This is a genomic window from Kitasatospora sp. NPDC054768, assembly GCF_053612025.1.
The window spans coordinates 1-22,133 of the sequence record NZ_JBSHBN010000007.1 but is presented as its reverse complement, the minus strand read 5'-3'; the positions used below and the strand labels follow the sequence as shown (position 1 = coordinate 22,133).

Here is a 22,133-nt window from a genome sequence, read left to right as displayed (position 1 = left end):
ACACACGGAGAGAGGTGGATCGTTGAGCCGCTCGGTTCTCGTCACCGGAGGAAACCGGGGCATCGGCCTCGCGATCGCCCAGGCCTTCGCCGAAGCGGGCGACAAGGTGGCCATCACCAGCCGCTCGGGCGAGGTGCCCGAAGCGCTGGCCAAGTACGACGTCCTCGCGGTCCGCTGCGACATCACGGACGCCGCGCAGGTCGACGCCGCCTTCACCGAGATCGAGCAGAAGCACGGCGCGGTCGAGGTGCTGGTCGCCAACGCGGGCATCACCAACGACACCCTGCTGCTGCGCATGTCCGAGGAGGACTTCACCTCCGTCGTCGACACCAACCTGACCGGCACCTTCCGGGTGGTCAAGCGCGCCTCCAAGCTGATGATGCGTGCCCGGAAGGGCCGTGTCGTGCTGATCTCGTCCGTGGTGGGCCTGTCCGGCTCCCCGGGCCAGGCCAACTACGCCGCCTCCAAGGCCGGCCTGGTCGGCTTCGCCCGGTCGCTGGCGCGCGAGCTCGGCCCGCGCAACATCACCGTCAACGTGGTCGCCCCCGGCTTCGTCGACACCGACATGACCGCCGTGCTCAGTGACGAGCGCCGCGCGGAGATCGTCTCGGGCGTGCCGCTGGGCCGCTACGCGGCGCCCGCCGAGGTCGCCTCCACCGTGCGGTTCCTCGGGTCGGACGAGGCCGCGTACATCACTGGAGCCGTCATTCCCGTCGACGGCGGATTGGGCATGGGTCACTGATCATGAGCGGAATCCTCGAAGGCAAGCGGATCCTGATCACCGGTGTGCTGATGGAGTCCTCCATCGCCTTCCACACCGCCAGGCTCGCGCAGGAGCAGGGCGCGGAGATCATCCTCACCGCCTTCCCGCGTCCGAGCCTGACCGAGCGGATCGCCAAGAAGCTGCCGCACCCGGTCAAGGTGCTGGAGCTGGACGTCTCCAACCCGGAGCAGCTGGCCGGCATCGCCGACCAGGTCCGCGAGCACCTGCCGACCCTGGACGGCATCGTCCACTCGATCGGCTTCGCGCCGCAGGACGCGCTGGGCGGCAGCTTCCTGGACACCCCGTGGGAGTCCGTGGCCACCGCGATGCACGTCTCCGCGTACTCGCTGAAGTCGCTGACCACGGCGCTGCTGCCGCTGATGCAGGACGGCGGCTCGGTGGTCGGCCTGACCTTCGACGCGCAGTTCGCCTGGCCGCAGTACGACTGGATGGGCCCGGCCAAGGCCGCCCTGGAGTCGACCAACCGCTACCTGGCGCGCTACCTGGGCGAGCGGGACATCCGCTGCAACCTGATCTCGGCCGGTCCGATCGGCTCGATGGCCGCCAAGTCCATCCCGGGCTTCGGCGACCTGGCCGACACCTGGAACCACCGCTCCCCGCTGAAGTGGGACCTGAGCGACCCGGAGCCGGCCGGCCGCGGCATCGTCGCACTGCTGTCGGACTGGTTCCCGAAGACCACCGGCGAGATCATCCACGTCGACGGCGGTCTGCACGCCATCGGCGCCTGACGCTCCGCCCGTACGCCGCTGCCCGGCCCTCCCTCGCGGGGGTGCCGGGCAGCGGCGTTTCGTGCTTCGTTCGACCGGGGTGCTTCGTTCGGCCGGGGTTCTTCGTCCGGCCGGGCTTCTCGGGAAGGGGGCTTTCGGACCTCTTGAGAGCGGCCTTCCGGGAGGGGCCTCCTGGGACGGGGCGGCCGGGGGTCGGGCCGGTGGGCGGTCAGGCCTCGGCGGGGGCGCAGCCACCGGGGGCGGCGCGGCCGGCCTCGACGGCGGCGCGCTCGGTGTCACCGGCCCGGATCGCCTCCAGGATGGCCTGGTGGCCGATGTAGCGCTCCGCGATCAGCTCGGGGCCGACGTCGTGCCGCAGGAGCTCGCGGGTGGCCTCGCCGAGGTCGGCGTAGACGGCGAGCAGGACGTCGTTGTGGGCGGCGGCCACCACGGCCTGGTGGAAGGCGGCGTCGGCCTGGACGAAGTCCTCGGCGCCGCCGGAGTGCCAGGCGGCCTCCCGGCGGGCCAGCGCGCCGTCCAGCAGCTCCAGGTCGTGCGCGGTGCGGCGGCGGGCGGCGAGGGCCGCCGCCGAGGTCTCCAGCGCCGAACGGAGCTCGGCGACCTGGCCCTGGTCGGCGTCGGCGAAGCGGCGGTGCATCACTCCGGCCAGCTCGCTGGTGGCCAGCACGTACGTGCCGGAGCCCTGCCTGATGTCGAGCAGTCCGTTGTGGGCGAGGGCGCGGACGGCCTCGCGGACGGTGTTGCGGGCGACGCCGAGCTGTTCGACCAGGGCGGCCTCGGTGGGGATGCGCGAGCCGACCGGCCACTCCCCGGACGTGATCTGGGCACGCAGCTGTGCGATCACCTGGTCGGACAGCGGGGTGCGCCTCGGCGAGGACAGCGCCACGGGGGACTCCTTGACGGCTACGGCTCGGATGGGGCCTGGGTGGGAAGTGGCCGGACGATGAACGGTCGGCACATCATGCCAATTCCAAGGTGCATCAATTCATCCCATCATTCTATGATGCTGTCCATGCCCGCAGCAGACACCACCGCTTCCGCCCGGACCGAGAGCCGGACACCGACCGCCGAGCGGCCCGCCGCCTCCGGCTCGGCCAAGTACCTGGGCTGGCTGTTCGCCGTCGCGATCGCCGCCGCCGCCTTCAACCTGCGCCCCGTGGTCACCAGCCTCGGGCCGCTGCTCAAGCAGGTCCGCGACGACCTCGGGATGAACCCGACGCTCGCCGGGCTGCTCACCGCCGTCCCGTCGCTGTGCTTCGGGCTGTTCGGCTTCGCCGCGCCCGCGGCGGCCCGTCGGATCGGTCCGATCGCGGTCGTCACGGCGGGCATGGGCGCCATCACGGCGGGCGTGCTGGCCCGCTCGTTCGCCGGGGGCACTGCCGTGTTCCTGCTGCTCACCGCCCTCGCCCTGGCCGGGGTGGCGGTCTCCAACGTGCTGCTGCCGGTGGTGATCAAGCGGTACTTCCCGGACAAGGTCGGGCCGATGATCGGCCTCTACTCGATGGCGCTGTCCGCCGGCACCGCGCTGGCCGCGGCCGTCACCGTGCCGCTGACCACGTCGCTCGGCGGCGACTGGCGCTACGGCCTGGGTGTCTGGGCCGTCCTGGGAGCGCTCGCCCTGGTGCTCTGGCTGCTGGTGCTGATCGCCAAGCGGGAGCGCGGCGAGCGGGCCGACGGCGCCGCCGCCCCCGTCCGGCTGCCGATCACCCGCAGCCGGACCGCCTGGGCGCTGGCCGGGTACTTCGGCCTCCAGGCCACCGGCGCGTACGTGGTCATGGGCTGGATGTCGCAGATCTTCCAGGACGCCGGCATCGGCGAGGGCACCACCGGGGTGCTGCTCGCGGTCACCATGGTGATCGGCGTGCCGGTCTCCTTCGTGCTGCCCAACCTGGCCGCACGGCGCGGCGACCAGCGGCTGTTCGTGGTCGTGCTGGCCTGCTGCGGCATCGCCGGGTACGCGGGGCTGGCACTCGCCCCGGCCGGGGGCGCCTGGCTCTGGGCGGTCCTGCTGGGCCTGTCCAACTGCGCCTTCCCGCTGGTGCTGACCATGATCGGACTGCGGGCCCGGTCGGCGGGCGGGGTCGCGCAACTCTCCGCCTTCGCCCAGGGCATCGGCTACCTGGTGTCCATCCCGGGCCCGATCCTGGTCGGCTGGCTCTACGGGGCCACCGGCGAGTGGTACTGGCCGCTGGGCTTCCTGTCGCTGCTGCTGGTGCCGCAGATGCTGTTCGGCCTGCGCGCCGCGCGGGCCCGGCACATCGAGGACGAGGCGGTGCGCCCGGCGGAGCGGGCCGAGGCCTGACAGCCTGACACCGAGCGGCCGGACGCGGGGGTGGGGCCCGGGGCCCGGGCCCCGGGCCCGACGGTGAAGGTCAAGGCCCGGCCAAGGGGGTGGGGCCAGCGGACGGCGGGCGTGTTCGGGATGGGAGAATTCCGGACATGCCCGTTCTCGATCCCAATCCCACCGACGGCCGCAAGCAGCTCGGCCGCATCGCCCTCGCCTTCTCCGCCATCGTGGTGCTGGTGGCGCTCATCGCCACCGTCGCGGCCTCGATCGGCTGACGGACGCCTCTGCGCCCCTGCGCCCGTACTCCACCCGACGCTCCGGTGAACGGGACACGGTGACACTCGTCGTCCCTCGGAGTGGCGGCGTCCGGGAGCATCGCGCCGCCGGGCCGCTTTTCTGCCAAGCTTGCTGGGTATGAGCGCCGACACGCCCCGCAGGATCATCGTTCTCCGCCATGCCAAGGCCGACTGGCCGAACGGCGTGGACGACCACGACCGGCCGCTGGCCGACCGGGGCCGTCACCAGGCCCCGGACGCCGGCCGCTGGCTGGTCGACTCCGGCATCAACCCCGACTACGTGGTCTGCTCCACCGCGCTGCGCACCCGAGAGACCTGGAAGCTGGCGGTGCACGAGCTGCCGCAGCGGCCCCTCAAGACCGTCTACGAGGAACGGGTCTACGAGGCGAGCCCCGGCGAGATCATCGCCGTGCTCCAGGAGACCCCGGAGGAGTACTCGGACGTGGTGCTGGTCGGTCACAACCCGGGTGTGCTGGGTCTGACCCAGGTGCTGGCCGGGGACGCGGGCGACCGGGACGCGCTGGAGCGGCTGCGACTCGGTGGCTTCCCGACGGCGGCGATCGCGGTGCTCAGCTTCAGCGGCTCCTGGAAGGGCGTCGAGCCGGGCGTGGCCGAGCTGGTCTCGTACCACACGCCGCAGGACTGACCCCGGGAACGCAGGTGAGGGGCGCGCGGATGCGATCCGCGCGCCCCTCGTCTGTGTCCGCAGGCCGTACGGTCCGTGTCCGCGGGCCGCGCGCCTTCCTCGGGCTGTTCCTCGGGCCTCACTCCACCGGCCGTTGCCGGGCCGGCTCCTACTCGGTCTCGGTCGGGGTGCCGTGCAGCGCGTCGGCCGCCTCGACCTCCTCACGGGTGATGCCCAGCAGGTACAGCACGGTGTCCAGGAACGGTACGTTCACCGCGGTGTCGGCGGCCTCGCGCACCACCGGCTTGGCGTTGAACGCCACCCCGAGGCCGGCCGCGTTCAGCATGTCCAGGTCGTTGGCGCCGTCGCCGATCGCCACCGTCTGCTCCAGCGGCACCTTCGCCTGCTCGGCGAAGCGGGCCAGCCAGCGGGCCTTGCCCGCCCGGTCCACGATCTCGCCGACCACCCGGCCGGTGAACCTGCCGTCCACCACCTCCAGGGTGTTCGCGGCCGCGAAGTCCAGGCCCAACTGCTCCACCAGGTGGTCGGTGACCTGGGTGAAGCCGCCGGACACCACCGCGACCTGGTAGCCGAGGCGCTGGAGCGTACGGATCAGGGTGCGCGCGCCCGGCGTGAAACGGACCTCGGCGCGGACCTTCTCGGTCACCGAGGCGTCCAGCCCGGCCAGCAGCGCCACCCGGGCCCGCAGCGACTCGGCGAAATCCAGCTCGCCGCGCATCGCCGCCGCCGTCACCTCGGCGACCTCCTCCTCGCAGCCCGCGTGGGCGGCGAACAGCTCGATCACCTCGTCCTGGATGAGCGTGGAGTCGACGTCCATGACCACCAGGCGCTTGGCCCGGCGCTCCAGTCCGGCGGCGACCACCGCGACGTCCACCCGCTGGGTGGCCGCCTCCTGGGCCAGCGCGGCCCGCAGCTCGTCGGTGGCCACACCGGAGACGGCCAGCTCGACCGCCGTCACCGGGTACTTGGCGAGCCGGAAGACACGGTCGATGTTGCCCCCCGAGGCGGTGATCCGGGAGGTGAGCGCGGAGACGGCGGCGGCGGTCAGCGGATTGCCGAGCACCGTGACGTGCGAACGGCCCTCACGGCGCGGCCGGTTGTCACCGATGCCGGAGAGGATCTCGGCCTGGAGCTTCTGCTCGTCGGCCCAGCGGTGGACGGTGGCCCGCAGCCCACCCTCGGCGGCGGGTACGGGGGGCGGGGTGACCAGCGCGCAGAGCGTGATGCGGCCACGGGTCACGACCTGCTCGATGTCGATGACGTCGACGCCGAAGCCGGCCAGCGTCGCGAAGAGGCCGGCAGTGATGCCGGGGCGGTCCTTGCCGAACACCTTGACGAGCAGGGTGCGCTCGTCCGCGGTCCGGTGCTGGGCGGCGGGGAGGGGCTCAGCGGCCAGGGGCGATGCGTTCATGGTGCCTCCCACGCTACCGGGCGCCCGACGGCCCGGGGGCACCCGTCCCACCTCGCGGGACGGCGCGGTCCGGGGTCGGTAGCAGCCTGGTCACAGTCGCCCGGGCCGACTTTCACCGGCGGTCGGCGGGCTGGAATGATTCCCCCCGTCAGTCAGAGAAACATCGCAGCCCCGGCCGGGGGCCACAATTCGGGGGAACCGAGAGAGCGGGGCAGGCGAGCAGTGCCGCAACTCGTCATTGAGATCAACGGACAGCAGCGGACTCTGGAGCCCGGGCGGTCCTACACCATCGGGCGCAACCCTCAGTCGGACTTCCCGTTCGAGGACGCCAGGGTCTCCTGGCAGCACGGGACCATGAGCTTCAACGGCAGCGGTTGGCAGCTGGACGACCACGGCAGCACCAACGGAACGTACGTGGCCGGGGCCCGCACCCTGCAGGCCCAGCTGTTCCCCGGTGCCGTGGTCAACCTGGGCAACCCGGAGAACGGCCCCCGGCTCGGCTTCTCCGCACCCGTGCACGCCGCCGCTCCGCAGGCCGCCGCTCCGCAGGCCGCCGCTCCGCAGGCCGCGGCTCCACAGGCCACCCCGATGCACGAGGCCGCCACCAGCCGCGGCCCGGTGCCCACGCCCCAGCAGCCCGCCCCGCAGCAGGGCTGGTCGCAGCACGACCCGTACCAGCAGCCGCAGCAGCAGGCCTGGCCCGGGCAGCCGCAGGCCCAGCCGCCGTTCCCGCAGCAGCAGTACGCGCCGCCGCAGGCCCAGCCGGCCCCGCAGCAGCCCCAGCCCCAGCACGGTGGCTTCCCGCAGCAGCAGGATTTCCAGGCCCCGCCGCAGCACGGTGGCGGCGGGCCGCAGCCGACCATCATCCGCAACCTGACGTCGTCGATGCGCACCGCCCGGATCGGTCGTGCGCTCGACAACGACATCGTGGTGTCCGACCTCCAGGTCTCCCGCCACCACGCCGAGCTGCGTCAGCTCCCGGACGGCCGCTACGAGATCGTCGACCTCGGCAGTCACAACGGCATCTTCCTCAACGGCCAGCGGGTGCAGCGTCAGCTGATGGGCCCGCAGGACCGGCTGACCGTCGGCCACTCCAGCTTCGTCCTGGTCGGCGACCAGCTGCAGGAGTTCGTCGACACCGGTGCGGTCTCCTTCTCCGCCCGCCACCTGACCGTCGAGGTCGACCACAAGGGCGGCAAGAAGGTCCTGCTCGACGACGTCAGCTTCGGCGTCCCGGAGAAGTCCCTGGTCGCGGTCATCGGCCCGTCCGGCTCCGGCAAGTCCACGCTGCTGCGCGCCCTCACCGGCTACCGCCCGGCCGACCGCGGCGAGGTCCTGTACGACGGCCGCAACCTCTACAAGCAGTTCGCCGAGCTCCGCTCGCGCATCGGCCTGGTGCCGCAGTCCGAGATCCTGCACCGCGAGCTCACCGTCCGGAAGGGCCTCAAGTACGCCGCCCAGCTGCGTTTCCCCGGCGACACCGAGGCGCGCGAGCGCGAGGCCCGGATCGACGAGGTGCTCTACGAGCTGCGCCTGGACAAGCGAGCCGACAACAAGATCACCGCGCTCTCCGGCGGCCAGCAGAAGCGTGTCTCGGTCGCCCTGGAGCTGCTCACCAAGCCCTCGCTGATCTTCCTGGACGAGCCCACCTCGGGCCTCGACCCGGGCATGGACCGCGAGGTCATGCAGATGCTGCGCGGCCTCGCCGACGACGGCCGCACCATTCTGGTCGTCACCCACTCGGTGGCCGAACTCGCACTCTGCGACCGGCTGCTCGTGATGGCGCCGGGCGGCTCGGTGGCCTACTTCGGCCCGCCGGACGAGGCGCTGCACTTCTTCGGGTACGAGACCTGGGCGGACGTCTTCCAGGCCTTCGAGAACTACCCGGACCACGACTGGGCCGGCCGCTACCGCGGCTCGGTGCACTACCAGCAGTACTCCGCGCCCACCGTGGAGGCGGGCGAGGTGCAGCACGTCCAGGTCGCCCAGGAGGCGGTCAAGCCGCCGAAGCCGCAGAGCTGGGGCTCGCAGCTGTGGACGCTGATGCGCCGCTACATGTCGGTGCTCGCCTCGGACCGCGGCTTCCTCGCGCTGTCCGTGCTGCTGCCCGCCGTCATCGGCGCGGTCAGCGTGCTGATCCCCAACGAACCGGGGCTCGCGCCCAACCCCAAGACGCAGCTCCACCTCAACAGCGGCGCCGCGACGATCATGCTGATCCTGGCGATCGGCGCCTGCTTCTCCGGGGCGGCCAACTCGGTCCGCGAGTTGATCAAGGAACGGGCGATCTACGAGCGGGAACGAGCCACCGGGCTCTCCCGCTCGGCGTACATGATGTCCAAGATCATCGTGCTGGGCTTCTTCAGCGTGATCCAGGGCGCCATCATCTCCGCCGTCGGCTTCCTGCCGCGCAAGCTCCCCGAGCACGGCCTGATCGTCAAGAACCTGCCGATCATCGAGATGACCATCGGCATGATCCTGCTGAGCTTCGCCGCGATGATGTTCGGCCTGATGATCTCCGCGCTGGTGAAGACCGCCGAGAAGACCATGCCGCTGCTGGTCATGTTCGCCATCGTCCAGGTCGTCTTCACCGGCTGCCTCTTCCAGATCTTCAGCAAGCCCGGACTGGAGCAGGTCGCCTGGCTGATGCCGGCCCGCTGGGGCACCGGCATCGTGTCCACCACGCTCGACCTGTCCGTGCTCATGGGCCCCTGGAACAAGGACTTCCAGAACCCCAACTACGACCCGCTCTGGAAGCACAGCGTCGCCCAGTGGGCGATCGACGCGGGTGTGCTGATCGCCATCTCCGTCGCCATCGGCGTCCTCGTGACCCGGCTCCAGCGCCGGCACGAGCCCGAGGTCATGCAGAAGGGCTGACCCCTTCTCCGACTCTCCGGCGGCAGGCCGAGGGGCGGCTCTCCCAACAGGGAGGGCCGCCCCTCGGCGTGCCGGGCGCTCTCACGAGGCTCCGGGCGGGCCCTGCGGCCTAGGTCCCCGGACCTGGGCCCGGGGCGGCCGCGGACGGACGCGGCGGTCGCCGGGGCGGCGGTAGTTTGGCGGTATGTCCAGCACCACCGGAGACCACCGGACCCACCGGGGCCCGCTGCCCGCCTGCGAACCCTGCCTGTCCGGGATCGAGGCCGTCAGCCAGGCACTGCTCGCCATGAGCCGGCACCTGGAGGTCCGTGAGGTGCTGCGCCGCATCACCGCTTCCGCCAGGGGACTGCTCGGCGCCGAGTACGCGGCCCTGGGCGTGCCCGACGACCACGGGGGCTTCGCCCAGTTCGTGGTCGACGGTGTCACCGACGAGCAGTGGCGGGCGATCGGCCCGCTGCCCCGACAGCACGGTGTACTCGCCGCGATGCTGCACGAGACCGGCCCCACCCGGCTGGTGGACGTCCGCAAGGCACCCACCTTCGAAGGATGGCCCGCAGCCCACCCCGACATGGACGCCTTTCTGGGCATGCCGATCCTGGACACCGACGCGGCCGAGGACGAGTCGCAGGTGATGGGCGTCATCTTCCTCGCCAACAAGCGTGGCGGTGGCCTCTTCACCGATCACGACGAGGAGCTCCTGCGGATCCTCGCCGCGCACGCGGCCCTCGCACTGTCCAACGCCCGACTGTACGAGCGAAGCCGCGAGCTCACGCTGGCCGGCGAGCGTGCCCGGATCGCCCACGACCTGCACGACGCCGTCTCGCAGAAGCTCTTCTCGCTCCGGCTCACGGCCAAGGCGGCCGCCAAGCTCGTCGACCGCGACCCCGTCCGGGCACGTGCCGAGCTCGCCGAGGTCGCCCGTCTCGCCGCCGAGGCTGCCGACGAGCTGCGCGCGGTCGTCGTGGAGCTGCGTCCCGCAGCCCTGGAGGAGGACGGGCTCAGCGCCACTCTCGCCTCCCAGGTGCAGGTCCTGGACCGGGCGCACACCGCTGACGTCGCCTTCGCCGCCGACGGGGTCCGGGCGCTGCCGCCTGCCCAGGAGGCCGCACTGCTGAGAGTCGCCCAGGAGGCGCTGCACAACGCGCTGCGCCACTCCGGCGCCCGCAGGGTCACCGTCACCCTGGCAGGGACGCCTGCGCGCGGTGCGGTGCTGCGCGTGCACGACGACGGGCGCGGCTTCGATCCGGAGTCCGTCCGGCGAGCAGGCCGTCACCTCGGCCTGGCCTCGATGCGCGACCGCGCGGCCGCCGTCGGCGGCACACTCACCCTGGAATCGGCCCCCGGTCAGGGGACGCTCGTCGAGATGGAGGTCCCCGGTGCCTGAGAGCACACCGTCGATCCGCGTCCTGTTGGTCGACGACCACCAGGTGGTTCGGCGCGGGCTGCGCACTTTCCTGGAGGTCCAGGACGACATCGAGGTGGTCGGGGAGGCCGCCGATGGGGCGGAGGGTATTGACCGGGCCCGTGAGCTCGACCCCGATGTCGTCCTGATGGACCTCAAGATGCCCGGCGTCGACGGCATCGAGGCGCTGCGCACGCTCAAGGGCGAGGGCAGCCGCGCCCGGATCCTGATCGTCACAAGCTTCACCGAGCACCGCACGATGGTTCCCGCGCTGCGGGCCGGTGCGGCCGGGTACGTCTACAAGGACGTGGACCCGGAGGCGCTGGCCGGGGCGATTCGTTCGGTGCACGCCGGTCATGTTCTGCTCCAGCCCGAACTGGCCGAGGCCCTGCTCGCCGACGACGGCCCGCGCGTTCCGCAGGGTCGAGGTGGCACGCTCACCGAGCGCGAGCGCGAAGTGCTCGGACACATCGCCGATGGCCGCTCCAACCGGGAGATCGCCCGCAGTCTGCACCTCTCGGAGAAGACGGTGAAGACCCATGTGTCCAACATCCTCATGAAGTTGGACCTGGCCGACCGCACCCAGGCGGCACTCTGGGCCGTTCGTCACGGCGAGGCCCGCGACGGGTAGCGCGCCAGGGGCGCGACGTACTGGTGCGGGCGCCGTGCCGATCGGCAGGTTTTCGGCCAGGCAGGGCGTCAAACGGTGGTCCAGCATGTGCTGTTCGGCAGGGTTGGCCCGAATTCAGGTGATCCATCGCCATTCGGGTGTGCCAGGCTGATCGCCGACACCGATCCCGAGGGAGGGCCGGATGAACGCGATGCGCAATCAGTGCGGGCCTGTCGTGCTGGCCCGTGAGCTTGAGGTGACATGCCGCCTGTTCGACGAGCCTCCGATGTCCGGGCCTGGGTCGCAACCGACTGCCGAGGACGGAGACCGAGGGCGGGCGCCAGGACGCCCCTTGTCCGGATGCCAGGTGGCGAGGGCAGAGAATCGTGCAACAGAGGCCGTCGAGCGCACAGCGAGGTTGGCCCGGGAGACAGCCCGAGACCGGGAGGCCTACGGGCCGGAGCTGCTGAGACGCCGACTGCGGATGCGGCGTTGGCAGTTCAACCTGGCACGGGAACGTGAACTGATCCCCGAGCCGGACCTCGACAACGGCACCTGGTCGGCGCTCGTCGAGGTACAGCTGAAGGCCCGCACCGAGGAGATCATCCTCGCGCTCGGCGCCGTGCCGCCCGTGGGGGCGGCCAAGGCGGCCACGGTGTTGGGCCACACCACAGGTCTGCTGGTGATCGCCGAGGACATCAGGCGGCTCGCCGCCGCAGGAGAGCTACGCCCCTGCGGCGGATACCGGGGCTGGCCGACCTACAGCCGGGAGGCCTTGGCCGCCGTCCCGTATGCCGTGGTGCAGCAGACTGTCACGGAGCGCATGCACAAGGCTGCGGCCACGGCACGGGCCGCGGCCGAGGGGCTGGAACGGAGACTCGCGGAGAGCTACTCGGCGGAGGAGGCAGCCGAAGTCCTGGGGTGGCCCCGGTGCCGGCTGGTGGCCACGACGGCACAGGGAAGCCTGACCGCCGGGCCCGACGGCAGATACGAGCGCGCCGAGGTGATCGCGCTCGCCACCGTCGACTCCGGGGCCCAGCACCTCTCAGCGATCGTCTCGCTCGTCCACGAGGGCGTTGTAGGCGGCGACCTGGGCGCGCCGGGCGGTGCGCCGCAGCGGGGCCAGGGCGGATTGGCGGGCCGCCATCTCGGAGGCGCTGACGGCAGCGCCGTGGCCGCCGGAGGCGATGGAGAGCAGGGCGGACACCTGGCGGGCCGACTCCAGGACACGGACGGCCCGGGGCGGGTACCCGGGAGCGAGCAACTCGCTGTGGCCACGACGGCGGTAGGCATCCAGGGCGCGCAAGGCCTCAGGTCCGGCGCCGGCCACGTCGAGGCGGGCGAGCATGACGGTCGCCTCCCGCAGCCCGTCGGCCAGTTCACGTTCGGCCTCGTGGAGCGACGGCACGTCCGCCGGAGATGTGTCGTTGACCTCGGAACAACGCCACAGCACGGTGGCCGAGCGGTCGCCGGCCGGGCCGTACACGTCCACCTCCGGCACCAGCCCGAGAGGTGCGCCCACGGCCAGGACGGCCTCGCCCGCACTCATGGCCTGCTCGTTGAAGGCCTTCGGACCGGTCAGCCCGAGCGGATGCCCGGCTGAGGGCAGCGCGAGACGTAGACCCTTCACGCCGAGCACCCGCAGCCGCCCCAGCGCCCAGGTCAGCCCGTGCTGCTCGCCGGGCTCGTCGCCGGGCAGTCCGGTGACCCGGTGGATCTCGTCCCGGCCCAGGACGGCCGTGGCGGCGTCGTCCGGCGGCACCAGGCCCGCCAGCAAGGCGTTGCCCCATGCGGTGAGCCGCCCCGAACGGGGCTCTTCGTACGGATTGTCGGCAGGAGTCACGAGCATCCGGCCAGCCTACGGAATCGGCGGTCATCCGCGTGGCGTAGGTTTGCCCATGCGTGTGCGGCGCACCCACCCCGTGCCCACCGGCTGCCGGAGTAGGCTCGCCGCCCGCACCGACGGCCGAGAATCTTGTTTTTTGGGGAAGGCGTAGGCATGAGCGACGTGCTGGAGCTGGTGGACGTATCCGTGGTCCGGGAGGGGCGCGCGCTGGTCGACCAGGTCTCGTGGTCCATCTCCGAGGGCGAGCGTTGGGTCATCCTGGGCCCGAACGGCGCCGGCAAGACCACGCTGTTGCAGATCGCCTCCTCGTACCTGTTCCCGACCTCGGGCAAGGTCACGGTGCTGGGTGAGAAGCTCGGCGAGATCGACGTCTTCGAGCTGCGTTCCCGGATCGGCCTGGCCGGCGCCGCCATGTTCGACAAGCTGCCGGCCGAGCAGACCGTGCTCCAGACCGTCCTCACCGCCGCGTACGGCATGACGGTCAGCTGGCAGGAGACCTACGAGCAGTCGGACGAGGTCCGCGCCCTCGCCCTGCTCGACCGCCTCGGCATGGCCAATCTCACCGACCGCAAGTTCGGCACCCTCTCCGAGGGCGAGCGCAAGCGCACCCTGATCGCCCGCGCCCTGATGACCGACCCCGAGCTGCTGCTGCTCGACGAGCCTGCCGCCGGCCTCGACCTCGGTGGCCGCGAGGACCTGGTCCGCCGGCTCGGCGCGCTCGCCCAGGATGAGTTCGCCCCGGCAATGGCGATGGTCACCCACCATGTCGAGGAGATCGCGCCGGGCTTCACCCACGTCCTGATGATCCGACAGGGGAAGGTGCTCACGGCCGGTCCGATCGACACCGAGCTGACCGCCCGTAATCTCTCCAAGTGCTTCGGCCTGCCGCTCACCCTGGAGCGGCACGGAGACCGCTGGTCGGCCCAGGGTCTGCCGCTGGGCTGAGGCCCCTTCGTCCGCTCATCCGGAAGGCCGTCGGAAACCGGTCGCACGCGCGACCGGTTTCCGCCCCTCGACCTGCGGGAACTGTCCGCTTCGAAGGCCTTCGCTCCCTAGGATGGACGTGTGGACAGCTGGATCTGGTGGCTCCTGGCCGCCGCAGGGCTCGGCATACCGTTGGTGCTCACCGCGATGCCGGAGTTCGCCATGTTCGCGGTCGGGGCGCTGGCCGCCGCCGTCGTGGCCGCGCTGGGCGGGGGAGTGGTCGCCGAGACCCTGACCTTCGTCGTCGTCTCGGTCGCACTGGTGGTCTTCGTCCGCCCGATCGCCTACCGGCAGCTTCAGAAGGGCCCGCAGGTCAAGATGGGCATCGAGGCGCTCCAGGGCGCCACCGCGGTCGTCGCGGAAACCGTCGACGGGGAGGGCGGGCGGATCAAGTTGAACGGTGAGATCTGGTCGGCCCGTGCGCTCCACCCGGGCCAGGTGTACCAGCCTGGACAGCAGGTCGACGTCGTCGAAATCCAGGGCGCGACCGCCCTGGTCGTCTAGGGGAGAGTCCGTGGAACCCGTCCTTATCGTTTTGGTCGTCCTGGTCGTGGTGGCCTTCATCGCGCTGATCAAGACGATCCAGGTCATCCCGCAGGCCAGCGCCGCGATCGTGGAGCGCTTCGGCCGCTACACCCGGACGCTCAACGCAGGGCTGAACATCGTCGTCCCGTTCATCGACCGCGTCCGCAACCGGATCGACCTGCGCGAACAGGTCGTGCCGTTCCCGCCGCAGCCGGTGATCACCCAGGACAACCTGGTCGTCAACATCGACACCGTCATCTACTACCAGGTGACCGACCCCCGCGCCGCGACGTACGAGGTCGCCAGCTACATCCAGGCGATCGAGCAGCTGACTGTCACCACGCTGCGCAACATCATCGGCTCGATGGACCTGGAGTCCACGCTGACCTCGCGAGAGGTCATCAACGCCGGCCTGCGCGGTGTCCTGGACGAGGCCACCGGCAAGTGGGGCATCCGGGTCAACCGTGTCGAGCTGAAGGCGATCGAGCCGCCGACCTCCATCCAGGACTCGATGGAGAAGCAGATGCGCGCCGACCGGGACAAGCGCGCCGCGATCCTCACCGCCGAGGGCCAGCGCCAGGCCCAAATCCTCAAGGCCGAGGGTGAGAAGCAGGCCGAGGTGCTCAAGGCGGAGGGTGAGGCGCAGGCCGCGGTCCTGCGCGCGGACGGTGAGGCGGCCGCGATCCGGACGGTCTTCGAGGCCATCCACGACGGCGACGCCGACCAGAAGCTGCTCGCCTACCAGTACCTCCAGACCCTGCCCGAGCTGGCCAAGGGCGACTCCAACAAGCTCTGGATCATCCCCAGCGAGGTCGGCGACGCGCTCAAGGGCCTCGGCGGTGCCTTCACCGGCCTGACCGGCAACGGCGGGGTGAACGGCGGCGCGGTCGCGGCGCCCAGTGTCCCGCAGACGGTCCCGGCCGCCACCCAGGTGCCGTTGGACCCGGCGTCCGGCCCGCGGCCGGTGGACACCGAGAAGGGCGCCGCCCGTCCCCGGGTGGACCCGGCCCGGGAGTACCCGAAGATCGACCCGGAGTGATCGGCCGAACCGTGCTTCGCCGAGGGCCCGCTGCCGAGAGGTGGCGGGCCCTCGGCCTTTCACGGTGCCGAAGCGCACGTACTGGGCACTGTGGCGTGCGTCCCGAATCGTGGGCGGGTCTGGTCGGCCCGCAGGGCCGTCCGGCATGATCCCCTCGGACAGGACCGAGAGGAGAGGTGACCCATGACGCTCTGGGAGTCGATCGCTGTCCTGGTGGCCGGCGTCGGCGCCGGGATGATCAACGTGATCGTCGGCTCCGGCACGCTGATCACCTTCCCGGTCCTGCTCGCCGTGGGCATCCCACCGGTCACCGCCAATGTCTCCAACTCCTTCGGCCTGGTCCCCGGCTCGCTCAGCGGGGTGATCGGGTACCGCCGCGAACTGGCCGACCAGGGGCGCCGCGTGCTGCGGATGGGCACCGCCTCCCTGTTCGGTGGGCTGCTCGGTGCGCTGCTGTTGATCAAGCTGCCGAGCGGGGCCTTCGACGCGATCGTCCCGGCGCTGATCCTGCTGGCGCTCGTCCTGGTGGTGATCCAGCCCCGGGTGGCCAAGGCCGTCGCCGCCCGCCGCCGTCCCGGCGGCGATCCGGACGGCAGCCCGGTACTGCTGGTCGGGGTGTTCCTGACCGGCATCTACGGCGGCTACTTCGGTGCCGCGCAGGGCGTGCTGCTGATGGCGCTGATGGGCATGCTGCTTCAGGAGGAGCTCCAGCGGATCAACGCGGTGAAGAACGCCCTGGCGCTGATCGTAAACGCGGTCGCCGCGCTCTTCTTCCTCTTCACCTCGACCGTGAACTGGGCCGCCGCCGGTCTGATCGCGGCGGGTTCGCTGGTCGGCGGCCTGCTCGGGGCCAAGGTCGGCCGTCGTCTCCCGCCGACCGCGCTGCGCGTTGTCATCGTGGTGGTCGGCCTCGTGGCCGTCACCAAGCTGTTGTTGAGTTGAACGACCGTCAGACCGTATGCAGGTCGGAGGAGTACGCCATGGCCCTGGAGATGCGTGAGAGCTGCGAGCGCTGCGCGGTGTCGCTGACCGCGGACGGCCGCGCCTCGATATGTTCCTACGAGTGCACCTTCTGCCCGGACTGCACCGACGCCATGGCCGCCACCTGCCCCAACTGCGGCGGCGAGCTGGTGGCCCGTCCGCGCCGGAAGGCCGCCTGACACCGGTTCCCGGGCACTCTGAACGGCCCGGAATCCCGGCCCCGGAGCCCCGGCCCCGGAGCGACGACCCACCGGACGACCCACCAGGAGTGCGGCGATGAGCAGCAGGGCGCGGCTGAACGAGGACGAGATCACGGCAGCCCTGGCGGCGCTGCCCCAATGGAAGCGGGAGGGCGACAGCATCGCCCGTACCGCCGACGCGCCGGACTTCCCGGCGGCGATCCGGGTGGTCGTCTCCGTCGCGGAGCAGGCCGAGGCGCTGGACCACCACCCCGACATCGACATCCGCTGGCGATCGCTGCGCTTCGTCCTGTCCACCCACAGCGCCGGCGGCCTCACCGGGCTGGACTTCACCCTCGCAGCCCGGATCGACGAGGCCCTGCGCGTCGAGTCGGCGGCCTGACGCGGCACGGCCGAGGAGCCCGGGCCCGTCCGACCGAGGGCCCGGGCCGCCTCTCCGGGCGGGCGTGAGATGCTGACTGCCGCATCGGCAGGCAGGTGGCTCGGGAGGGACGGAACGGATGGCGCAGGAGCCCTTCGGAGACGCCCACCCCCAACAGCCGTGGCCGTCCGAGGGCCACTCGGACTGGCAGAACGGCGGGCACAGCGGGCACGGCGGGTACTCCGAGCAGCAGCAGACGGCGGAGCAGCCGTCGCAGTGGCAGCCGCAGCAGCAGGCGGGTTACGGCTCGGCCGAGTACGGGCAGCAGCCGCAGCTCGGCCAAGGCGTCTACGGGCACACCGGCTACGAGACCAGCTACGACACCGGCTACGGCCAGGCCGGTCATGACCAGGCCGGCTATGACCAGAGCGGTTACGACCACAGTGGATACGGTCGGACCGGCTATGTCGAGGGCGGCTACGTCCACGGCCAGGATCAGGGCCACTACGGCGTTCAGGAGCAGTACCAGCCGTATCCGCAGTACCCGGACCACGCACAGCCGCATCAGGCCGCCACACCGTACGCCGCCCCGCGGCAGCCCGCCGGGGAGGGCTTGTACGTCCCGGCCGGGGCGGAGTACTCGGCGGACGGCTATGTGCACCTCGAAGAGGCCGGGCAGGTGCCCGTGACCGTCCCGGAGCAGTCCGCGGAGACTTCTACGGAGCAGGCCCCCGAGTCGCAGGCCGAACCCGCCTCGCCGTCGCGGGCCTCCGCGCGCCGAGGTGCCGGTCGTGGCTCCGGTGCCCGTGCCGGCGCGGGCGCTGACTCGGGCTCTTCGCTCTCCGCCAAGGCACGGAAGGCCGCCGACGCGGTGCTGGCAGGGGATCACGTGCCCAGCCGCAAGGCCCTGCTGGTGCGGACCGGTGCCGGGGTGGCCGCGCTGGGAGTACTGGTGGCGGCGGGGCTGATGGTCGGAACCGAGGGCGGTGGCAGCGCGGCGGCGAGCAGCGGCGGTGAGCCGGGCTTCGCGGTGGCGCACACCAGGGCCTGGGCCGCGCAGCCCGCCGTGGCCGGCCCGGCCGGGGGCGACGACACGCTGATCGGCAGCTGGCTGCTGGCCGACGCGGTGGTCCGGGCCGACGGCTCCGGTGTCCGCGCGTACGACCGGGCGGGCGGCAAGCCGACCTGGTCGGTGGAGCCGCCGGCCGCCGGGGCCGTCCCGTGCGGGCTGTCGGCGGGAGTGAACCAGGCGGGCCTGGGCGCGGCGCTGTTCCGTCCGCAGGCCGATCCGAAGAGTCCCTGCACGCTGGTGTCCGCCGTGGACACCAAGACCGGCAGGACCACGTGGACCAAGACCCTCTCGGACACGAAGGGTGCCTACTCGGCGCGGGTCGGTGTCACCGAGGACAAGGTGGTGGCAGTCGGCGACGACCGGGCGCTGGCCTGGGAGTCGGCCGACGGGAAGGACGTCTGGCAGTACACCGGCCAGGGCAAGTTCTGCACCCTGTCCGGCGGCGTCAGCGGAAAGACCGTGCTCGTCGCCTCCTCCTGCGCCGATTCGACCCCCGCCGACCAGGCCGTCGCGCTGAACATCGCGGACGGCAAGGTCGGCTGGTGGCGGGGTCTGAACAACCAGCCGAAGACGGTGACGGTGCTGTCCGCCGAGCCGTCCGTGGTCCTCACGACCGGCGGGAAGCCCGAGGACGACCGGGTATTCGCCTGGGGCGCGGGCGGCGACCCGGCCGCCGAGATCCCGGTGGCCGTCGACGGCGGCCGGCTGGACGTCGCCCACGGTACGTTTTCGGCCACTCCTGGCGTCTACTTCGAGGGCCGCACGATGGTCACCACCCTGGAACCGCCGAACGGCGGCGGGCCGGTGGCCGCGGTCGGCTACGACCTGGACACCGGCAAGCAGCGCTGGAAGGTGCCGAGCGCCGCGAAGGGCGCCGTCCGGGCGGTCGGCATCGACGGCGGATCGCTGGTGCTCGCGGCCGACGAACGCCGTGACCAGCCCGCCCGTCTCAGCAGGTTCCCGCTGGCGGGCGGTCAGGAGGCGACCGGCGGCAACTTCCCGGTCGGCACCGGTTCACTGCTGATCTCCGGACGAGTGCTGATCGGTGGTGGACAGGTGGTCGTGGTGCCCGAGCACTCGACCAACTACGGCACGGCGGCGGGGTACCAGGCGAAGGACTGAGGCCTTCCGCCCTGCACCACGCCGGCGCCGCCCCACCTGCCGCCGCCCCGGCGCTGAGAGTGTCCTCAGGTCGAGAACGTCGAGAGTGCTCCCGTTCCCCGGAACCGCCTCCCGCGAACCGTCTCCCGCGAACCGTCTCCCGGCAATCGCGTCACGCCGCGGAGACGGGCCGGCCCGGTACGGCCGGCAGCCAGTCGGCGAGGTCCCGGACCTCCGAGCTGCGCAGACCGAGCGCCAGCATCAGACTGGCCTGCGGCGTCGGCTCGAACGGCCGCCGCAGCAGCTTCATCCCGGCCTGCTCCGGTGTGCGGTCCGCCTTGTGCTGGTTGTCCTCCGCGCACGCGGCGACGGTGTTCATCCAGCTGTCGGCACCACCGCGCGACCTGGGCTGGAGGTGGTCCACCGTGGTGGCCCGCCGGCCGCAGTACGCGCACAGGTGCTGGTCCCGGGCCAGGACACCCCGCCGTGACCACGGAGCCTGTTGTCGGAACGGCACCCGTACGTACCGTTGCAGTCTGATCACCCGCGGCACCGGGACGGCCACGCCCGTCCCCCGGATCGAGCGCAGCGGATGCGCCTGCTCCACCACCGCCTTGTCCTGGAGCACCAGGACGACGGCGCGCTGGAGCGACACCGTCGTCAAGGGCTCGTAGCTCGCGTTCAGAACCAGCGTGTTGCGCACTCGGCACACCCTTCCCGCGGGCGTGCCACGGCGGCACGACCGTCTCCACACACGTCACTGCCGCCGCACGGCGGTGGAACCACTCTGAATGGGCCCACAGCCGTCGAACAACGGAATTTCCGGTATCGGGGGAGAGACCGGGAGAGCGGGCCGCCCAGCTTGATGGGGTGCCTCGGGGAAACTCGCTGGCCGGAACCGCGTAGGCTCTATCAGGCTGGAGTCGTACCGACCCGGGGCCCGACCGAACCGGGCCAGCACTGGGCGGACGCCCGATCGAAGGAGAAGCGTGACCGTGACGGACATCGTCGACGAGCTGCAGTGGCGTGGGCTGATCGCCCTGTCCACTGACGAGGACGCACTGCGCAAGGCGTTCGCGGACGGCCCGGTCACGTTCTATTGCGGCTTCGATCCGACGGCCCCCAGCCTGCACCTCGGCAACCTGGTGCAGATCCTCACCATGCGCCGCATCCAGCAGGCGGGGAACCTCCCGCTCGGCCTGGTCGGCGGTGCCACCGGCCTGATCGGCGACCCGAAGCCCACCGCCGAGCGCGTGCTCAACGACCCCGAGACGGTGGCCGGCTGGGTCGAGCGCCTGCGCGGCCAGATCTCGCGCTTCCTCGACTTCGAGGGCCCGTACGCGGCGCGCATGGTCAACAACCTGGACTGGACGTCCGGGATGTCGGCGATCAGCCTGCTGCGCGACGTGGGCAAGTACTTCCGGGTCAACAACATGATCGCCAAGGAGGCCGTCGCCCGGCGGCTCAACTCCGACGCAGGCATCAGCTACACCGAGTTCAGCTACCAGATCCTCCAGGGCATGGATTACCTGGAGCTGAACCGCCGCTACGGCTGCGCCCTGCAGACCGGCGGCAGCGACCAGTGGGGCAACCTGACCGCCGGCACGGATCTGATCCGCAAGGCCGACGGCAAGTCCGTCCACGCGCTGGCCACGCCGCTGATCGTCAAGGCCGACGGCACCAAGTTCGGCAAGACCGAGTCCGGTACGGTCTGGCTCGACCCCGAGCTGACCACCCCGTACGCCTTCTACCAGTTCTGGCTGAACGCGGACGACCGGGACGTCCCCAACTTCCTGCGGATCTTCAGCTTCCGCTCGAAGGAGGAGATCGAGGAACTGGAGCGCGAGACCACCGAGCGCCCCGCCGCCCGTCTCGCCCAGCGCGCCCTCGCGGAGGAGCTCACCACGCTGGTGCACGGCGCCGAGCAGTACGAGCGCGCGGTCGCCGCGTCCAAGGCGCTGTTCGGCCAGGGCGACCTCGCCGATCTGGAGGCCCCGACCCTGGCCGCCGCCCTGGCCGAGGTCCCGAAGGCCGAGGTGTCCGAGCTCCAGACGGTGGTCGACCTGCTGGTCGCCGTCGGTCTGTCGCCGAGTCGCTCGGCCGCCCGCCGGACGATCAAGGAAGGCGGTGCCTACCTCAACAACGTCAAGGTGACGGACGAGGAGGCCGTGCCGACCGAGGCCGACCTGCTGCACGGCCGCTGGCTCGTGCTGCGGCGCGGGAAGCGCAACCTGGCGGCGGCGGAGTTGGTCGCTGTCGGCTGACCGGCTGACCGGCTGACGGGCTGGTCGACGGACCGGCCGGTTGAAGCTTGACTGAAAGCACACCCGCTCTGAGCTGCGTCTTTGAGCCCCGAGGGCCGGATCTGGACAGATCCGGCCCTCGACGTTTGACGATGTCCTCCAGGTGGCCTAGTGTTGAACGAGTCGCTGGAGCGACCATCCCACTCAGCAAGACCCACTCTCACTCTGATCCCCATGAAAATGGGTTTCTTGGCATTCCCGCCGACCGAGTGAGCGTGAATTTCGGGTAGCACTCGGAATGAGCTAATGTGGGGGACGTTGCGAAAAGCGAACCCGGCCAGTTCGGGAAATTGGATGAATGAAACTCCGGAAAACGGAGCGGAAAACATCTGATAAGCTGGAAACACGAAAGAACGAAGCCCGGAGGGTCCGCTGGAAGGCGGTCCGAAGGAAGCGTCCGTTCCTTGAGAACTCAACAGCGTGCCAAAAGTCAACGCCAGATATGTTGACATCCCCGGCCTCGATCGTTCGATCGGGGTTGGAGATTCCTTTTGAAACAAACACTAGCGAGGACGCAGTGCGCGGGGCCGCCCTATTCCGGTGGTTGCCGTGCCGCTCAACGCGGGTGTCGACCCGATTACGGGTATACATTCACGGAGAGTTTGATCCTGGCTCAGGACGAACGCTGGCGGCGTGCTTAACACATGCAAGTCGAACGGTGAAGCCCTTCGGGGTGGATCAGT

20 protein-coding genes and 1 rRNA gene are annotated in these 22,133 nt (G+C 71.2%); 17 read left to right on the top strand and 4 right to left on the bottom strand.

What is annotated here, in order from left to right; genetic code table 11:
• Nucleotides 1-22 precede the first annotated feature (22 nt).
• Nucleotides 23-742 (top strand): 3-oxoacyl-[acyl-carrier-protein] reductase, encoded by a 720-nt coding sequence (gene fabG / locus ACWGKU_RS03345; protein ID WP_359911485.1) that lies wholly within the window; start codon nt 23-25, stop codon nt 740-742.
• Between the two features lie 2 nt (nt 743-744).
• Entirely contained in the window at nt 745-1,512 is a 768-nt protein-coding gene (gene fabI, locus ACWGKU_RS03340; protein ID WP_359911482.1) for an enoyl-ACP reductase FabI, read from the top strand.
• Nucleotides 1,513-1,720: 208 nt separating this feature from the next.
• On the opposite strand, the gene ACWGKU_RS03335 is transcribed toward fabI, so the two are convergent.
• The gene (locus ACWGKU_RS03335) at nt 1,721-2,398 is read right to left on the bottom strand and encodes a FadR/GntR family transcriptional regulator (RefSeq protein WP_401046255.1); all 678 of its coding nucleotides are present in this window, start codon (nt 2,396-2,398) and stop codon (nt 1,721-1,723) included.
• Between the two features lie 126 nt (nt 2,399-2,524).
• On the opposite strand from ACWGKU_RS03335, the gene ACWGKU_RS03330 reads away from it, so the two are divergent.
• The 3 genes from ACWGKU_RS03330 (at nt 2,525) to ACWGKU_RS03320 (ending at nt 4,741) form a co-directional block, all read left to right on the top strand.
• On the top strand, nt 2,525-3,814 hold the full coding sequence (locus ACWGKU_RS03330) for a CynX/NimT family MFS transporter (RefSeq protein ID WP_401046252.1): 1,290 nt from the start codon (nt 2,525-2,527) through the stop codon (nt 3,812-3,814).
• Nucleotides 3,815-3,951: 137 nt separating this feature from the next.
• Nucleotides 3,952-4,074, top strand: a complete 123-nt coding sequence (locus ACWGKU_RS03325; protein WP_359911473.1) for an SGM_5486 family transporter-associated protein — start codon at nt 3,952-3,954, stop codon at nt 4,072-4,074.
• Nucleotides 4,075-4,213: 139 nt separating this feature from the next.
• On the top strand, nt 4,214-4,741 hold the full coding sequence (locus tag ACWGKU_RS03320; RefSeq protein WP_359911470.1) for a SixA phosphatase family protein: 528 nt from the start codon (nt 4,214-4,216) through the stop codon (nt 4,739-4,741).
• 148 nt (nt 4,742-4,889) lie between these two features.
• Here the strand turns inward: ACWGKU_RS03320 and serB are convergent, their stop codons facing one another.
• The gene (gene serB / locus ACWGKU_RS03315; protein WP_359911467.1) at nt 4,890-6,152 is read right to left on the bottom strand and encodes a phosphoserine phosphatase SerB; all 1,263 of its coding nucleotides are present in this window, start codon (nt 6,150-6,152) and stop codon (nt 4,890-4,892) included.
• A gap of 222 nt (nt 6,153-6,374) precedes the next feature.
• On the opposite strand from serB, the gene ACWGKU_RS03310 reads away from it, so the two are divergent.
• From ACWGKU_RS03310 to ACWGKU_RS03300, 3 genes are all read left to right on the top strand, one after another.
• Nucleotides 6,375-9,026: an FHA domain-containing protein gene (locus ACWGKU_RS03310; protein ID WP_452180397.1), complete on the top strand. Its 2,652-nt coding sequence runs from the start codon at nt 6,375-6,377 to the stop codon at nt 9,024-9,026.
• A 286-nt stretch (nt 9,027-9,312) separates the two neighbouring features.
• Nucleotides 9,313-10,410: a GAF domain-containing sensor histidine kinase gene (locus ACWGKU_RS03305; protein ID WP_452180402.1), complete on the top strand. Its 1,098-nt coding sequence runs from the start codon at nt 9,313-9,315 to the stop codon at nt 10,408-10,410.
• Nucleotides 10,403-11,059 carry a response regulator gene (locus ACWGKU_RS03300; protein WP_401050968.1) on the top strand — a complete coding sequence of 219 codons (657 nt, stop codon included), beginning with the start codon at nt 10,403-10,405 and terminating at the stop codon, nt 11,057-11,059. Before ACWGKU_RS03305 ends, ACWGKU_RS03300 begins: the two co-directional genes overlap by 8 nt.
• Before the next feature lie 1,024 nt (nt 11,060-12,083).
• On the opposite strand, the gene ACWGKU_RS03295 is transcribed toward ACWGKU_RS03300, so the two are convergent.
• Nucleotides 12,084-12,887, bottom strand: a complete 804-nt coding sequence (locus tag ACWGKU_RS03295) for a hypothetical protein (protein ID WP_452180398.1) — start codon at nt 12,885-12,887, stop codon at nt 12,084-12,086.
• Nucleotides 12,888-13,037: 150 nt separating this feature from the next.
• Here ACWGKU_RS03295 and ACWGKU_RS03290 point away from each other — a divergent pair, with 150 nt between their 5' ends.
• The 7 genes from ACWGKU_RS03290 to ACWGKU_RS03260 all read left to right on the top strand — a co-directional run bounded on the left by ACWGKU_RS03290 (nt 13,038) and on the right by ACWGKU_RS03260 (nt 19,168).
• A complete protein-coding gene (locus ACWGKU_RS03290; protein ID WP_359911455.1) occupies nt 13,038-13,829 on the top strand; it encodes an ABC transporter ATP-binding protein in 792 nt (263 codons plus the stop codon).
• A gap of 120 nt (nt 13,830-13,949) precedes the next feature.
• Nucleotides 13,950-14,372: an NfeD family protein gene (locus ACWGKU_RS03285; RefSeq protein WP_359911452.1), complete on the top strand. Its 423-nt coding sequence runs from the start codon at nt 13,950-13,952 to the stop codon at nt 14,370-14,372.
• Nucleotides 14,373-14,382: 10 nt separating this feature from the next.
• Nucleotides 14,383-15,432, top strand: coding sequence for an SPFH domain-containing protein (locus ACWGKU_RS03280; RefSeq protein ID WP_452180399.1), 1,050 nt, complete (start codon nt 14,383-14,385; stop codon nt 15,430-15,432).
• 183 nt (nt 15,433-15,615) lie between these two features.
• On the top strand, nt 15,616-16,374 hold the full coding sequence (locus ACWGKU_RS03275; protein WP_452180400.1) for a sulfite exporter TauE/SafE family protein: 759 nt from the start codon (nt 15,616-15,618) through the stop codon (nt 16,372-16,374).
• A 38-nt stretch (nt 16,375-16,412) separates the two neighbouring features.
• The gene (locus ACWGKU_RS03270; RefSeq protein WP_401050751.1) at nt 16,413-16,592 is read left to right on the top strand and encodes a DUF1272 domain-containing protein; all 180 of its coding nucleotides are present in this window, start codon (nt 16,413-16,415) and stop codon (nt 16,590-16,592) included.
• Nucleotides 16,593-16,689: 97 nt separating this feature from the next.
• A complete protein-coding gene (locus tag ACWGKU_RS03265; RefSeq protein WP_380546969.1) occupies nt 16,690-16,995 on the top strand; it encodes a 4a-hydroxytetrahydrobiopterin dehydratase in 306 nt (101 codons plus the stop codon).
• Between the two features lie 118 nt (nt 16,996-17,113).
• Nucleotides 17,114-19,168, top strand: coding sequence for an outer membrane protein assembly factor BamB family protein (locus ACWGKU_RS03260; protein WP_452180401.1), 2,055 nt, complete (start codon nt 17,114-17,116; stop codon nt 19,166-19,168).
• 151 nt (nt 19,169-19,319) lie between these two features.
• On the opposite strand, the gene ACWGKU_RS03255 is transcribed toward ACWGKU_RS03260, so the two are convergent.
• Nucleotides 19,320-19,850, bottom strand: coding sequence for an HNH endonuclease (locus ACWGKU_RS03255; protein WP_359911434.1), 531 nt, complete (start codon nt 19,848-19,850; stop codon nt 19,320-19,322).
• Between the two features lie 292 nt (nt 19,851-20,142).
• On the opposite strand from ACWGKU_RS03255, the gene tyrS reads away from it, so the two are divergent.
• Together tyrS and ACWGKU_RS03245 are read left to right on the top strand one after the other, a co-directional pair.
• The gene (gene tyrS / locus ACWGKU_RS03250; RefSeq protein ID WP_452180403.1) at nt 20,143-21,411 is read left to right on the top strand and encodes a tyrosine--tRNA ligase; all 1,269 of its coding nucleotides are present in this window, start codon (nt 20,143-20,145) and stop codon (nt 21,409-21,411) included.
• 629 nt (nt 21,412-22,040) lie between these two features.
• Nucleotides 22,041-22,133, top strand: a 16S ribosomal RNA gene (locus ACWGKU_RS03245); the annotation flags it as partial.